Genomic DNA, 14,304 nt, shown 5'->3' with positions numbered 1-14,304 from the left:
GACGGCCGCGTGGAGGCGCGGCTCCGGATGCCGCGCGGGTCACCCGGCGATCAGCCGCTTCAGCCAGTGGTAGCTGGCCTTCGGGGTGCGCTTCTGGGTGGCGAAGTCGACGTGGACCAGGCCGAACCGCTGGTGGTACCCCTCGGCCCATTCGAAGTTGTCGAGCAGCGACCAGACGAAGTAGCCGCGGACGTCCACGCCTTCGGCCTGGGCCTGCCTGACCGCCGCGATGTGGCCGTCGAGGTAGTCGATCCGCTCCTGGTCGTCGATGCCCTCGTACGAGCAGCCGTTCTCGGTGATGTAGACGGGCGGGAGCGCCGCGCCGTACCTCGCCTTGAGGGAGACGAGCAGCTCGCGCAGCCCGTCGGGGACGACGGGCCAGCCGAACGCCGTGGTCGGGTAGCCGGTGATGCCGGCGTCGTCGAACGGCAGCGCGTCGGTGGAGGGGGCGGCGACGCGGGTGGGGTTGTAGTAGTTGATCCCCAGGCCGTCGAGCGGCTGCCCGATCGTTTCCAGATCCCCGTCGTGGATGAAATCCAGCTCTTCCACGCCGAACGCCGAAAAATCGGGATATGAGGCGGCGAAGAGCGGGTCGTTGAACAGGCGGTTGTGCAGGGCGTCGTACGCCTCGGCGGCGGCGAGGTCCTCGGGAGCGTCCGAGGCGGGCCACACCGGCGTGCAGTTGTTCGTGATCAGCACCTGCTCCGCGCCGTTCGCCCGCAGCGCGGACACGGCGAGGCCGTGGCCGAGGAGCTGGTGGTGCGCCGCGGGGAGGGCGTCGAGGAACAGCGTCCGGCCCGGCGCGTGGACGCCGAGGGCGTATCCGAACGTCATGTGGACGAACGGTTCGTTGAGGGTGATCCACATCGGGACCCGGTCGGCCAGCCGCTCCGCCACGATGGCCGCATAATCCGCGAAATATTGGGATGTATCGCGGTTGAGCCAACCGCCCTCGTCCTCCAGCGCCTGGGGGAGGTCCCAGTGGAACAGCGTCAGCGCGGGGGTGATCCCCTTCGCGCACAGGCCGTCCACCAGCCGGTCGTAGAAGTCGAGCCCGGCCTGGTTGACCGCGCCGCGCCCGGTGGGCTGGATCCGCGGCCACGCGACGGAGAAGCGGTACGCGTTGAGCCCCGCGTCGGCCATCAGCGCGACGTCCTCGGGCCAGCGATGGTAGTGGTCGCAGGCCACGTCGCCGGTGTGCCCGTCCCGGACCCGGCCGGGTTCGTGCGAGAACGTGTCCCAGACCGAGACGCCGCGTCCGTCCTCGGAGACCGCGCCCTCGATCTGATAGGAAGCGGTAGCCGTACCCCAGAGGAACATTGTCACCCTTTCGAATATGAGTGACGCTCATGTTAACGCGCAGGACATCCGGGCGGTAGAGAATGGGCGAATGACGAACGCCGCGGGTGGAACGCTGCGCCGCCGCCCCTCCCAGCGCCGCAGCCTCGAACGGGTCGAGCGGATGCTGGACGAGTGTGCCCTGTTGCTCGACGAGGTCGGCTACGAGCAGCTCACCACCAAGGAGGTCGCCCGCCGGGCAGAGGTGCCCATCGGGACCTTCTACCAGTTCTTCCCCGACAAGCAGGGACTTGTCCGGGCGCTCGCCCTGCGCAACCTCGACGCCTTCCTCGACCGGTTGGCCGCCCGGGTGGCGGGGGTCGCCCTGCGGGACTGGACCGAGGCCGTGGACCTGTTCATCGACGAGTTCGTCGCGATGAAACGGACGACGCCGGGCTTCGGGGTCGTCGACTTCGGCGAGATACTCACGACGCCCGGCGGCCCCCCGCTGCCCGAGACCCGGCGGATGCTCGACCGGGCCTTGGAGAACAACGTCATCGTGGCCGACCGGCTGCGCTCGCTTACCATCGAACTGCTCGGCGCCCCCAGGAACGAGGGGCTCGGCCGGGTGTTCATCGTCGCGGTCGAGGCGGCCGACGCCGTGCTCAAGCTCGCCTTCCGCGCCCATCCGCAAGGCGACCCGGACCTGATCGCCGAGTGCAAGCGCCTGGTCCGCCGCTACCTGTCCGAGCACCTCTCCGAGTCGGTCGTGGACGCCTCCGAGTCCGCCGGCCGCGCGTCCGAGGGTCCGGCCGAGCCGTCCGCCGAGCCGTCCTCCTAGGGCAAGACCCGCGAGCCGGCTTCCGCGCCGGAGATCAGGCGGGCTCGTCCAGCCGGGCGCGCAACGCCGGGTCCAGGTCCACCTCGACCAGCAGCTCGTCGAGCTGGGCCGCCGAGCTGGCCCCCACGATCGGCAGGATGCCCTGGGCGCGCAGCCAGGCCAGCACGACCTGGTTGCGGGTCGCGCCCAGCTCGCGCGCCACGCCGTCCAGAGCGGCGAGCCGCCGGGCCGTCCCGGGGTGGTCGTACAGTTCCGGCAGCGGCTTGGCGGTGTACGCGCCCGAGAGCAGCGACGAGTAGACCCAGAGCGTCAGGTCCGGCTCCGAGCGCACGTAGTCCAGGGTCTCCTCGGTCACCTGGACGTGACCGCCTTCCGGCAGCCGAACGCCCGGACGCGGGCGCAGGTAGGAATGCCGCAGTTGGAGGCAGGTGTACGGCGTCCGGCCGAGGTCGGCGGCGATCCGCCGGGCGCGCTCGACCCGCCAGGCCGGATGGTTGCTCGCGCCGAGCACGCCCACCTTGCCCGAGGCCGCCAGCTCGCCGAGCGCCTCGACGGTCTCCTCCAACGGGACGGAACGGTCCTCGATGTGCGCCCAGTAGATGTCGAGGCGGTCGAGGCCGAGCCGGCGCAGGCTGCCCTCGGCCGCCTCGCGGACGGTGGCCGCGGAGAGGCCCTCGGCTGAGTCGAGCGTGGTGTCGCCGGGGACGGTGGGACGCGCCCCGCACTTGGTGCTCACCGTGATCCGGTCGCGTACGCGGCGCGAGGCGAGCCACCGGCCGACCGTGCGCTCGCTCTCGTCCCCGGTCGCTCCTGGAATCCAGAAGGAGTAGTTGTTCGAGGTGTCCACGATCGTGCCGCCGCTCTCGGCGAACCGGTCCAGGATCGCGAACGAGGTGGCCTCGTCCACCGTGGTGCCGAACGGGAGGGCGCCCAACGCGAGTTTCATGGCGTACACGCTGCACGCTGGAGCGCACTCCAGCGCAACCGGTCGGACGACGACGCCGATGGCCGTGATCTCGAAAGACGTGCCCGGTCCCCGCGCTGGGCGGGGGAGATGTCGGTCATGCGCGGAAGTCGCCCGCGTGGTCTCGCGCCCAGGTCGCGAAGGTGCGCGCGGGGTGCCCGGTCAGCTCCGGCACGGCCCGGGTCGGCTCGACGGGAACGCCGTCGCTGGACTGCCACCAGTCCAGGAGGGAGTCGGCGTAGGAGGCGGGGATGTGCTCGGCCATCTCCTGCTTCCATTCCTCGCGGGTGACCTGCCGGAAGGGGAAGGGCCGGCCGGTCACCCGGCTCAGGATGTCGAGCTGCTCGGCGAAGGTCAGCGACTCCGGACCGGTCAGGGTGTACGGGCGTCCGCCCAGGCCGGGATCGGTGAGCACGGCGAGGGCGGCCTCGGCGATGTCGGCTTCGTGGATCGGGTCGCTGTGGGCGCCGGGGAAGGGCAGGCTGATCGGTCGGCCCGACCGCAGGCTCCAGCTCCACGCGAGCGCGTTGCTCGCGAACGCTCCCGGCCGCAGCGATGTCGAGTGGAGGGAGGAGGCGTCGAGCGCCCTTTCCACATCCAGGTGCGACGTGGCCAGTGGGCTCTTCTCGGCGTCCGGGGCGAGGACCGAGGAGGAGGACAGCAGCACGATGTGCTCGACGCCGGCGGCGGCGGCCTCCTCGGTGAACGCGCCGATGTGGGACGGCTCGGCGTAGAGGAAGACCGAGGTCACGCCATTGAGCGCGGCGGCGAAGGTGGACGGGTCGGTGAGGTCGCACCGGATGGTCTCCGGGCCGGCGGGCCGGCTGGACGCGGCGCGGACGGCGAGCCCGCGCTCACGCAGCAGGCCGATGAGGGTCCGGGCGACGGCGCCGCGGCTCCCGGTGACGAGAACGGTCATTTCGGTGACTCCTTTTCCGTGGTGGCCCGCCGGGGCCCTGCGCGGCCACGGGGGCGAGGACACACGTATCCCCGTTTGCGAAGCCGAATAGAATGCGAACGTGACGCAGATGCTTTGTCGCACACAATGTGTGTGAAGAAGTATCTGTGCGACGAAGGTAAATTTGAAGCATGGAGGTGCCGGGTGTCAAACCGGGCGGAGTTGCTCGCGCGCGTCGTGGAGGAGAGCCAGCGGCATTACGCCGCCTACAGCCTGTTCAACCAGGCGATGGCCGACCGGATCGGGCTGCACCCCACCGACGTGCAGTGCATCGCGCTGCTCGACCTGGAGCCCGGTCCGGTGACGACCGGGGAGATCGCCCGGCTCACCGGCCTGTCGTCGGGATCGGCCTCACGGCTGGTCGACCGCCTGGAGAAGGCGGGCTTCGTACAGCGGCAGCCTGACCCGCACGACCGCAGACGGGCGCTCGTCGCCCTGGCTCCCGACGCGGCCGCGCGCACCGCGGAAGCTTGGGAGGTCCCGGGCAAGGCGTTCGGCGCGGCGCTCGAGCGCTACACGGTCGAAGAGTTGGGGATCATCGCCGACTATCTCCACCGGACCGCCGAAGTGGGCCGTGACCAGGCTCGACGGCTGACCGTCGAGGCGGGGTAGCCCGCCACGACGCCTCAAGGTGCCCCGGGCGCCATGTGCCGCGCCTCGGCCCGGTCGGCTTGACCTGGAGCACACTCCACGTGCCACGATCGGAGGCGTGACCGCCTACACACCGGGACAGGCCGCCGAGGAGACCGGGTTCAGCCTGGACACGCTCCGCTATTACGAGCGCATCGGGCTGCTGGAGCCGATCGAGCGCAACGCCGTGGGGCAGCGCCGCTTCAGCGACGGAGACATCGGCTGGCTCGGCATGATCCGCTGCCTGCGGGACACCGGCATGCCGATCGCCGAGATGCTGCGCTTCGCCGAGCTCACCCGTGCGGGCGAGCACACGATCAGCGACCGGATCGCTCTGCTCGCGGCGCACGACCAGGCCGTCGAGGACAAGATCGCCGACCTGCGACGGCAGCAGGGGGCGATCCAGTACAAGATCCAGTTCTACAGGGACGTGCTGGCCATCCCCGACGGGCTCTGCGAGCGCCAGGACGAGCCCGCCTCCTGACCGGGGGAGGGCGCTCCGGGGTTCGATCCGTGGCTTGATGACTGGGGCGCCCGGCCCGCGGCGGCGTCCGCCGTCCCCGGGCCGGGCCTTGCCTCGGGCGATGTGCTCAGGTGGTGGCGGTCACGCGGTACGCCTCGGCTTGGAGGTTGTACAGCTCGGCGTAGATGCCGGAGAGCGCGATGAGCTCGTCGTGCGTGCCGTGCTCGGCGACCTGCCCATGGTCGAGCACGTAGATCCGGTCGGCGTAGCGGACGCTCGCCAGCCGGTGCGTGATGAGGAGCACCGTGCGCCCGTCGGCGTGCCGCCTGATCCGGTCGAAGAGCGCGTGCTCGGCCCGCGCGTCGAGCGCGGCTGTGGGCTCGTCGCAGATCAGCAGCGGCGCGTCCCGGTAGAAGCCACGCGCGACGGCGATCCGCTGCCACTGGCCGCCCGACAGCTCCTGGCCGTCCTTGAACCGCTTGTCGAGCAGCGTGTGGTAGCCGTGCGGCAGCTCGGCGATGACCTCGTCGGCCCCGGCCACCTCTGCCGCCCGGCGTAACGCCTCCTCGCCCTTCTCGGTGCCCATCGTGATGTTGTGCCGCGCGTTGAGCGGCCAGTGGCTGTGGTCCTGGGCGATCACCGCGATCTGTCCGCGCAGCAGGTGCGGGTCCACCCGGCTCAGGTCGGTGTCGTCCCACAGGACCCGGCCCCCGTCCGGGAGGTACAGGCCGGCCAGGATCCGGGACAGGGTGGTCTTGCCGGAGCCGTTCTCGCCGACGAGGGCGACGACCTCGCCGCGGTCGATCCGGACCGACACGCCGCGCAGGGCCGGCTTCTCCGCCCCGGGATAGTGGAATGTGACGTCCTCGGCGGCGATCCGCTCGAACGTCTCCGGCGGTGCCTCCTGCCGCTCCCGCGTCCGCTCCGTCTCGGCCGCCGCGCAGAAGTCGACGAAGTCGGTGAAGTAGAGCCCGTTCTCATAGAGCCGGTTCACCGCGTACAGCAGGTTCGAGAGCGAGTTCTGCCCTGAACGGATCGCCAGCACGGCGGTGCCGGCCACGGCGAGCGGCACCGCGCCGAACGCGAGGAGCAGCCCGAGCGCGACATAGATCAGGGCGGTGCCGAGGCCGCCCAGCGCCTCGCCGAAGAGGCGGGCGAACGTCTGCCGCCGGGCCAGCGCGACCAGGACCGCCTGCTCGGCGCGGGCCACCTGGTCGTAGACCCGGAGCAGGAAGCCCCGCATGGTGAAGGAGCGGACCTCAGCCGCGGTGGGCCGCACGGCGAGCAACTCGCTGACGATCCACTTGCGGCGGTAGGTGGGGACGAGCGACAGCATGGTGGTGTAGCGCATCCGGGCGGAGCGGACCGTCGACCACGCGTCGGGCAGGACGGCGATGACGAGCAGCGGCAGCAGCGCCGGGTGGAGGACGCCGAGGACGCCGACCGCGGCACCGAGGCCGATCGTCGCGGTGAGCACGTCGATCGCCGAGTCGACGACCGCGTCGGAGGAATCGACGCCGCGGACGCGGGCCCGCTGCAGGCTGTCGTGGAAGTCGGAGTCGTCGAAGCGGACCAGCGGGACGTCGCTGGTCACGCCGTAGAGCCGTTTCTCGGCGATGCGACTGACCTGGGGTTCGAGCCGGCTCTGCGCCCAGTTGGCCCCCGCCTGGAGGCTGGTGCGCACCGTCGCCGCCGCGCCGACGGCGAGCAGCGCGGGCAGCGCCGCGCGCACCCGCTCGGGCGTCGGCCCGGCCGCCAGGAGCGCCTGCAGCACGCCGGTGGTGGCCAGCAGTCCGAACGCGGTGAAGACGCCGGCGAGCAGGCTGAGGCCGATGGTGGCGGCCGTGTCCCGGCGGCTCGCCTCCCAGGCCATGCGTACGGCCTGGACGATCAACGCGGGCAGCCTGCGCGCGATGGTGAAGAAGCCGATGTCGCGCATCGTGTCGTCGTGCGCGTGCCAGAGATTGGCGCTGAGGTCGGCGAAGTCCGGAAGGTCGTCCGGTGACTCCGGCTGCCCGCCCGGCCCGGTCGCCGCAGGCGGTTTCCCGTCGTGTGTCGTGTCCGCTGTTCCGGTGGTTTCGGCGCTGTGCGGCGTGTCGGCCGTTCTCCCTTCGTGCGCTGCCTCCTCGGACCGGGCGCGCGGCGGCGCTTCGGCCGCCTGCTCGCCGGGCTCCAAGGAGGACCCTGATCCTGATGTGGGGCCTGTCTCCGGGCTCGCCCCTGCGCCCGCCCCCCGCGACGTCACAGTCATGGCAGTCAGTGTGACGAACGTCACTGACATTTCCCATCGGCGGCGGGTCGCCAGGAACACGACCCCGGAGACAGGCGATTCCCTCCGGTGCGCTGTATGCGGAGACGTTATCCGCGCGTAGCCGAAGTTCCCTTGACGCCCGACGGTGCGAGGTGGGTTGATAAAGGTTCTTGCTGACAACGTTGTCAGTGCTCGGGGGTAAGGATTTTCGACGACCACACACCCCGAAGGGATGTGCGATGAGGCGACGGTGGTTGGCGGCCGTGGCGGTCTCGATGGCGGGTCTGCTCACCCTTACAGCCTGTGGAAGCGGAGACAAGGCGGCCGGTGACGGGAAGTCCGGGCAGAAGAAGGTCGAGGTCTTCTCCTGGTGGACCGGCCCCGGCGAGGCCGATGGTCTGAAGGCCATGCGAGAGATCTTCGAGAAGAACAACTCCGACTTCACGTTCTATGACGCCGCCGTCGCGGGCGGTTCCGGTGACCAGGCCCGTGCGCTGCTGGCCAGCAAGCTCCAGGCCAACCAGCCCCCGGACACTTTCCAGGGCCACGCGGGCGCCGAGCTGCAGGGATACATCAAGGCGGGCAAGCTGGAGCCGCTGAACTTCCTCTATGACGAGCTCAAGCTGAAGGACGTGCTGCCGCAGGAGCTGATCGACCAGATCTCGGTCCAGGGTCAGGTCTACTCGGTGCCGGTGAACATCCACCGGTCCAACGTCCTCTGGTTCAACCCGTCGGTCCTCAAGGAGGCCGGGATCTCCGCGGCGCCCACGACGATCGACGAGTTCATCGCCGATCTGGACAAGGTGAAGAAGACCGGCAAGATCCCGCTCTCCATCGGCTCCCAATGGACCGCCGTCCACCTGCTGGAGAGCGTCCTGCTCGGCTCGCTCGGCACCGACGCGTACAACCAGTTGTGGACGGCGAACGCCGACTGGTCCGGCGCGAACGTGACGAAGGCGCTGGAGAACTTCAAGACGATCCTGTCGTACGCCGGGACGCCGCAGGAGGACTGGCAGCCGGCGGCCAAGCAGGTCGCCGACGGCGCGGCCGCGTTCAACGTCATGGGTGACTGGGCCTACGGCTACTTCCACAACCCGGCCCCCGGCGGCCTCGGCAAGACGTCCAAGACCGACTTCGACTGGGCCGCCTCTCCCGGCACGGACGGCACCTTCATGTGGCTGTCGGACAGCTTCACCCTGCCCAAGGGCGCTCCCAACCGGGACGGCGCGGTGGCATGGCTGAAGGTCGCCGCCAGCAAGGAGGGCCAGGACGCCTTCAACCCCAAGAAGGGTTCGATCCCGGCCCGTAAGGACGCCGACAAGTCGCTCTACCAGGACTATCTCGCCTGGGACCTGGAGCAGTGGGCGAGCGACAAGCTGGCGGGCTCCATCCAGCACGGCGTCGTCGCGAACGACGCCTGGCGCGCCGCGATCAACGACGCGGTCGGCCTCTTCCAGCAGGACCACGACGTCGCCAAGTTCCAGCAGGCGCTGGCCGACGCCGCCAAGAACAGCGGGCAGTGACCTGACCTCCGTACGGCGCGCGCCGGCTCCGGCTCCGGCTCCGGTCCGGCGCGCGCCGCGGTCTCGTCGCTCGCGGAGCACATCGGACGCGCCGCGGCCCACGGGCGGGCGCGTCCTCGACGTTGAGAGGTGCAATTGAGACGGGTGCGCAGGTGGCTGCCCGGTCTGCTCCTGGTGTCGCCGTCGATCGTCGCCATCGCGGTCTTCGTGTACGGCCTGCTCGGCTGGAACTTCAAGGTCGCGATGAGCGATCAGCACGACGAGATCTCCCAGGGGAGCTTCGTCGGGCTGGAGAACTTCACCGGCATCTGGGATCAGGAGCGTTGGGGGATCTCGGTCCGGCACGCGATCGTCTTCACGGTCGTCTTCGTCGGCGGGGCGCTCGTCCTCGGCTGGTTCCTGGCCTTCCTGATGGAGAAGGGCATCCGCGGGGAGGGCGGGTTCCGGGCGGTCTACCTGTTCCCCATGGCCGTCTCCTTCATCGCCACCGGCGTGGTGTGGCGGTGGCTGATGAACAGCGGCACGGGGGAGCAGGCGGTCGGGTTGAACAGCCTGTTCAGCCATCTCGGGCTGGGCTTCCTGGAATGGCAGTGGTTCCGCGACCCGGACTGGGGGATGGCCGCGATGGCGATCCCCGCGATCTGGCAGATGTCCGGATATGTCATGGCGTTGTTCTTGGCGGGCTTCCGGGGCGTGCCCGACGAGCTGCGCGAGTCCGCCCGGGTGGACGGCTGCGGCGAGTGGCAGGTCTACCGGTACATCGTGCTGCCGATGCTGCGCCCGGTGACCCTGTCGGCCCTGATCATCCTCGGGCACATCTCGCTGAAGGTCTTCGACCTGATCGTGGCGGTGTCCGGCAAACAGATCATCACCGATGTGCCGGCGGTCTTCATGTGGACGGCCGTCTTCGACTCGCACGACCCGGCCAAGGGGGCCACGATCGCGGCGTACATCGTGCTCTCGGTCGCCGTCTTCGTCATTCCGTATCTGGTGTGGAACGCGCGCAAGGGAAACAGACCATGAGCGAGCGAGTCGACGGACGCGGCGTCGAGTCGCCGCGCGGGGAGGAGTCATGAGCGTCGCGCAGGAGGTCGTACGGCGGGCCGACCCGGTGGCGCGGGCCCGGCGGCGGGCGGCGCTCGCCCGGTGGGTGCGGCCGGCGCTGCTGTTGGTCTTCGTCGTGGTGTTCCTGATCCCGGTCTACGTGCTGGTGGTGACCAGCTTCAAGCCGCTCTCGGAGGCCGACCCCTCCCAGGCGTGGAACCTGCCGAAGGTCTGGACGACCGAGGCGTGGAGTGTGGCGTGGGAGAAGCTCCAGCCCGGCGTTGTCAACAGCCTGCTGCTCGCCGTTCCGGGGTCGGTGATCTCCGCCGTCCTCGGCTCGATGAACGGGTACGTGCTGTCGAAGTGGCGGTTCCCCGGCGCCGACCTGGTGTTCACCCTGTTCCTGTTCGGCATGTTCATCCCGTACCAGGGCGTGATGATCCCGCTGGTCCAGCTCATGGTGAATCTCGGCGACGCGCTCGGCGTCCAGCTCTACGGCGGGATCCCCGGGCTGACGCTCACCCACGTGGTGTACGGCATCCCGATCTGCACGCTGATCTTCCGGAACTACTACGTGACGATCCCGGACGAGCTGGTCGAGGCGTCCAGGGTGGACGGCGCGGGCATGCTCCGGACGTTCTGGTCGATCATCCTGCCGGTGTCCGGCCCGGCGTTCGCCGTCGTGGTCATCTGGCAGTTCACGTCGATGTGGAACGACTTCCTGTTCGCCGTCTTCCTCACCGCGCCCAGCTCGTGGCCGACGACGGTCATGCTCAACAACATCGCGGGCGCGCAGACCGTGCCGTACAGCCAGCAGATGGCGGCCGCGATCCTGGCGTCGATCCCCACCATGATCGTGTACGTGCTGCTCGGCCGGTTCTTCATGCGCGGCCTCATGGCGGGCGCGCTGAAGGGCTGAGCCCCGGCTCGGACGGGGGATTCGAGGGCTCGCGGCACCATGAACGGCCCATGGCCGCGCGCTTGGCGCGGCCATGGGTTGAGCGCGCTCAGCTTTCGGCGATCCGCTTGCGGTACACGTCGTAGGCGGGCTTGGGCTGGTAGCCGCTGGTGGTCAGCCCGAGTTGGGCGGTCGGCTCAGCGCGGGCGGAGTCGGCGTCACGGAGACCGACCAGCTCGTAGTGGGTGACGTTGTAGCGTGTGGCCGCGGCGGCCACCGTACGGATCATGATGTCGAGCCGGGAGGCCTGGTCGTCGGGCGTGCGGTCGGGTCCGGTGGGGGTGCCGTTCTCGGCGACGTGAATGGGCACGTCCGGGCCGAGGTGGGCGCGGGGCATGCTCTGCTCGCGCAGATGGCGCAGTGCGTGCTCGGTGAGCCCGGCCAGGGCGGGTTCGGGCACGGGAGAGAAGGCGTCCGGGTAGAGCCCCAGGCCCACGTAGTCGACGTGAGCCGCGAAGTCCGCGGGTGCGAGGGCCTCCAGGTGCGCCCAGAACTCCTCGTCGCCGCCGAGGAACTCGGGTGGTTCGGCGACGGAGAAGCCGATCCGGACGTCACGGTGCCCGGCCGCGTCGAGCAGGCGGCGGGCGTGGCACGTCCCGGTGGTGAGGGCGTCGAGGACTCCGGGGGAGCTGCCGTCGATCCAGGGCAGCTTGAAGTTCGGCTCCAGGGTGATCTGCAGGAAGCGCGCGATGGCCCCGTATCGATGAACGGCCTGCTCGATGAAGGCCAGCCACCCGTCGAGGTCGCGCTCGGTGGGCAGGTAGCACAAGACCAGGTCGAGCCGGCGGTTCCCTGTGCTGTACCACTGGTCGGGCATGGTCAGCTCGCGCATCCGCCGCTCGGGCGCCAGGATCTGTGCCTTTTCGGGGTCTGCGGGCGTTCCCAGGAAGTGCACATATTCGCGGACGACGAAGGGCCGTCCGCCGCTCAGGCCGCCGACCAGGTCGTCGATGGCCGCGGGGTCGTCCGGCGGGCCCGCCGTAGCGGCCACCTGGTGGGCCGCGTAGATGCCGTACGTCAATCCGCTCATGCCTGTCCCTCCGCCGGCCATGCCAGCTCGCCGTCGTCGATGCGCGTGATCAGCGCGCGGATCCAATCGGCTTCGGCGCGTAGTTGGTGCAGGATGAAGTCGACCTCGATCATGGTGATCTCGGGCAGGCCGGGGTCGCTCGCCCGTTCCAGCTCCGCGATCCGCTCCTCCAGCGACTCCTGCCGCTCGCGCAGTACGTGTGGGGCCTCGGCTCGGTCGAGCGCGCCGAGATAGGCCAGGGCGTCCACGAACGCCGAGGTGGTCACCTTGGCCTCGCGGATCTGCCGCCGCACCCGTTCCTTGAAGACGTTCCAGCCCTGATCGGTCAGGGCGTAGACGGTACGCGCAGGGCGGTTGCCCGTCTGCTCGACGCCGGTCGGGCCCACCCATCCGGCCGCCTCCAGCGACCGTACGAGCGTGTAGACGGAGCCGCTTTTGGCGTTCAGGTACGGATAGCGCTCGTTGAGCGCGGCCGCCAGCGCGTATTGGTGCATCGGCTGCTCCACCAGGAGGCCGAGCAGCCGCAGGGTCAGTGGATTGTCCACCGCGGTCAAGGGCATGCCCGAATACTATCATTCGTATACGGCTATATGTATCGAAGTGGCGCGGCCCGCACCCCGGCGCGCGATCCTTATCTGCTCCAGCACACGCTGGAAGTGCGGGCTGTCCCCAAGCTGACCAGGGCTGATGATGCGGGCCGGCGGACGGCACCTCAGGCGGGGGGTCGCTCGCCCGATCCGCGTACGACGAGGCGGGTGGGCAGCTCCAGCCGCTGCGGCGGGCCGCTCTCGCCGGACAGGCGGCGGAAGAGCAGCTCCGCCACCGCCCGGCCCATGCCGACCGGGTCCTGCGCGATCACCGTGATGCCGAGCAGGTCGGCCGGCTCGAAGTCGTCGAAGCCGACGATGGCGACCGGCCCGGCCGACGACGCCCGGCCGGCGGGCGTGGGCCCCGCTGATTCGGCGAGGGCGCGCAGGGTGGCGACCGTGATCTGGCCGTTCCCGGTGAACAGCGCGGTCGGAGGGTCGGCGAGCCGGAGCAGGCGCCGCAGGTCGGCCAGTACCCGCGCCTGGTCGGGCCGCCCCATCGCGACCAGCCCCTCGTCGTACGGCAGGCCGGCCGCGGCGAGGGCTTCCCGGTAGCCGCGCAGCCGTTCGGTCGCCGTGAAGATCGACGGCGCGTCGGCGAGGAACGCGATGCAGCGGTGCCCGTGGGCGAGCAGATGCTCGGTGCCGGTGCGGGCGCCGCCGGCGTTGTCGCAGACGACCGTGTCGGCGTCCGGACCCGCGCCGGGCGGCCGGTCGGCGAACGCCACCGCGATGCCGGCCTCGACCTCGGGGGTGAGGTAGTCGTGATCGGTGCCCGCGGGCACGATGATCAGCCCGTCCACGCGCCGGGCGCAGAAGGCGAGCACCAGCTCGCGTTCGCGTGCCGGGTCTTCACCGGACGAACCGGTGAAGACCAGGCAGCCCTCGTCGAGCGCGATGTCCTCGACCGCCCTGCTCAGGCCGGAGTAGAACGGGTCGGCGACGTCCTCGATCACCAGGCCGATGCTCGCGGTGCGGCCGCGGCGCAGCGTCCTGGCGCCGTCGTTGCGCCGGTAGCCGAGGCGCTCGATGGCGGCGTGGACCCGCTCCGCCGTGGAGGCGTTCACGCCGGGCTCGTTGTTGACGACCCTCGACACGGTCTTGAGCGCCACCCCCGCGGCGGCGGCGACGTCGTTCATGGTCGGGCGACCGCGTCTCGTCTCTGACACATCCGGATCATCCCGCATTTCAGAGATGGTGACAACGTTGTCAATCCGGGTCACGCCGCCGATGACGGTGATCGGCGCGGAATTGCGTATCTTGATCGACGTCACGGACGAGATCGCCGCCGGGTCGGCGGCGTGCGCGGAAAGCGAGCGGGTCATGGAGGAAGCCATGGGGAAGCGGGTGCTGGTCGAGCGGCGCAGTACGGACCGGATCGCCCCGCCGCTCGGCATGTACAGCCACGCGGCGCGCGTCTCGCCGGCCGGCGCCGTCCTCCACATCGCCGGGCAGGTCGGCAACGCCCCCGACGGAACGATCGCCCCGGACGCGTACGGGCAGACCGTCCAGGCGCTGCGCAACATCGCCGCCGTCATCGAGGACGCCGGGGGGACCCCGGCGGAGGGGCTGGCCTCGCTGTTCACGATGGTCACGAGCCGGGAGGCGCTTCCCGACGTGCGTCGCGGCATCGGCGAGGTCTTCGCCGAGTGGTTCCCCGAGGGGGACCATCCCGCCAACTCCCTGTGCGTGGTGGCCGGGCTGGCCCGTGAAGACCTGCTGGTCGAGATCGCCTCCGTGGCGGTGGTGCCGGGATGACGCCCGAGCGACACCGCCG

At 70.4% G+C, this 14,304-nt stretch carries 14 protein-coding genes; 7 read left to right on the top strand and 7 right to left on the bottom strand.

Annotated elements, in window-relative coordinates; genetic code table 11:
• Window positions 1–39 precede the first annotated feature (39 nt).
• Window positions 40–1,320 (bottom strand): GH1 family beta-glucosidase, encoded by a 1,281-nt coding sequence (locus ACQP1V_RS37930; RefSeq protein ID WP_433426088.1) that lies wholly within the window; start codon window positions 1,318–1,320, stop codon window positions 40–42.
• Between the two features lie 70 nt (window positions 1,321–1,390).
• On the opposite strand from ACQP1V_RS37930, the gene ACQP1V_RS37925 reads away from it, so the two are divergent.
• On the top strand, window positions 1,391–2,119 hold the full coding sequence (locus ACQP1V_RS37925) for a TetR/AcrR family transcriptional regulator (RefSeq protein WP_433415594.1): 729 nt from the start codon (window positions 1,391–1,393) through the stop codon (window positions 2,117–2,119).
• Window positions 2,120–2,153: 34 nt separating this feature from the next.
• Here the strand turns inward: ACQP1V_RS37925 and ACQP1V_RS37920 are convergent, their stop codons facing one another.
• Together ACQP1V_RS37920 and ACQP1V_RS37915 are read right to left on the bottom strand one after the other, a co-directional pair.
• Window positions 2,154–3,065, bottom strand: coding sequence for an aldo/keto reductase (locus tag ACQP1V_RS37920; protein WP_433415591.1), 912 nt, complete (start codon window positions 3,063–3,065; stop codon window positions 2,154–2,156).
• 115 nt (window positions 3,066–3,180) lie between these two features.
• Window positions 3,181–4,002 carry an SDR family oxidoreductase gene (locus tag ACQP1V_RS37915; protein ID WP_433415589.1) on the bottom strand — a complete coding sequence of 274 codons (822 nt, stop codon included), beginning with the start codon at window positions 4,000–4,002 and terminating at the stop codon, window positions 3,181–3,183.
• Between the two features lie 183 nt (window positions 4,003–4,185).
• On the opposite strand from ACQP1V_RS37915, the gene ACQP1V_RS37910 reads away from it, so the two are divergent.
• Window positions 4,186–4,653, top strand: a complete 468-nt coding sequence (locus tag ACQP1V_RS37910; RefSeq protein ID WP_387414571.1) for a MarR family winged helix-turn-helix transcriptional regulator — start codon at window positions 4,186–4,188, stop codon at window positions 4,651–4,653.
• Window positions 4,654–4,750: 97 nt separating this feature from the next.
• A complete protein-coding gene (locus ACQP1V_RS37905; RefSeq protein WP_387414569.1) occupies window positions 4,751–5,155 on the top strand; it encodes a MerR family transcriptional regulator in 405 nt (134 codons plus the stop codon).
• A gap of 106 nt (window positions 5,156–5,261) precedes the next feature.
• On the opposite strand, the gene ACQP1V_RS37900 is transcribed toward ACQP1V_RS37905, so the two are convergent.
• Window positions 5,262–7,073: an ABC transporter ATP-binding protein gene (locus ACQP1V_RS37900; protein WP_433426086.1), complete on the bottom strand. Its 1,812-nt coding sequence runs from the start codon at window positions 7,071–7,073 to the stop codon at window positions 5,262–5,264.
• A gap of 551 nt (window positions 7,074–7,624) precedes the next feature.
• Between ACQP1V_RS37900 and ACQP1V_RS37895 the strand changes: the two genes are divergently transcribed.
• The 3 genes from ACQP1V_RS37895 (at window position 7,625) to ACQP1V_RS37885 (ending at window position 10,871) form a co-directional block, all read left to right on the top strand.
• Window positions 7,625–8,908 carry an extracellular solute-binding protein gene (locus tag ACQP1V_RS37895; RefSeq protein ID WP_433415585.1) on the top strand — a complete coding sequence of 428 codons (1,284 nt, stop codon included), beginning with the start codon at window positions 7,625–7,627 and terminating at the stop codon, window positions 8,906–8,908.
• Between the two features lie 144 nt (window positions 8,909–9,052).
• Window positions 9,053–9,931 carry a carbohydrate ABC transporter permease gene (locus tag ACQP1V_RS37890; RefSeq protein WP_387414563.1) on the top strand — a complete coding sequence of 293 codons (879 nt, stop codon included), beginning with the start codon at window positions 9,053–9,055 and terminating at the stop codon, window positions 9,929–9,931.
• Between the two features lie 49 nt (window positions 9,932–9,980).
• Window positions 9,981–10,871: a carbohydrate ABC transporter permease gene (locus tag ACQP1V_RS37885; protein ID WP_433415581.1), complete on the top strand. Its 891-nt coding sequence runs from the start codon at window positions 9,981–9,983 to the stop codon at window positions 10,869–10,871.
• An 88-nt stretch (window positions 10,872–10,959) separates the two neighbouring features.
• Here the strand turns inward: ACQP1V_RS37885 and ACQP1V_RS37880 are convergent, their stop codons facing one another.
• The 3 genes from ACQP1V_RS37880 to ACQP1V_RS37870 all read right to left on the bottom strand — a co-directional run bounded on the left by ACQP1V_RS37880 (window position 10,960) and on the right by ACQP1V_RS37870 (window position 13,696).
• Window positions 10,960–11,940: a hypothetical protein gene (locus ACQP1V_RS37880; RefSeq protein ID WP_433415578.1), complete on the bottom strand. Its 981-nt coding sequence runs from the start codon at window positions 11,938–11,940 to the stop codon at window positions 10,960–10,962.
• Complete coding sequence (locus ACQP1V_RS37875) at window positions 11,937–12,500, bottom strand: PadR family transcriptional regulator (protein ID WP_433415575.1); 564 nt, start codon at window positions 12,498–12,500, stop codon at window positions 11,937–11,939. Before ACQP1V_RS37875 ends, ACQP1V_RS37880 begins: the two co-directional genes overlap by 4 nt.
• Window positions 12,501–12,652: 152 nt before the next feature.
• The gene (locus ACQP1V_RS37870; protein WP_433415572.1) at window positions 12,653–13,696 is read right to left on the bottom strand and encodes a LacI family DNA-binding transcriptional regulator; all 1,044 of its coding nucleotides are present in this window, start codon (window positions 13,694–13,696) and stop codon (window positions 12,653–12,655) included.
• Window positions 13,697–13,733: 37 nt separating this feature from the next.
• Between ACQP1V_RS37870 and ACQP1V_RS37865 the strand changes: the two genes are divergently transcribed.
• Window positions 13,734–14,285, top strand: a complete 552-nt coding sequence (locus ACQP1V_RS37865; RefSeq protein WP_433415569.1) for a RidA family protein — start codon at window positions 13,734–13,736, stop codon at window positions 14,283–14,285.
• The last annotated feature ends 19 nt before the right edge of the window (window positions 14,286–14,304 follow it).

Origin of the sequence: Microtetraspora malaysiensis, assembly GCF_050947145.1 — a bacterium.
Lineage (GTDB): Bacteria > Actinomycetota > Actinomycetes > Streptosporangiales > Streptosporangiaceae > Microtetraspora_A > Microtetraspora_A malaysiensis.
This window is presented reverse-complemented; position numbering and strand designations above follow the sequence as displayed.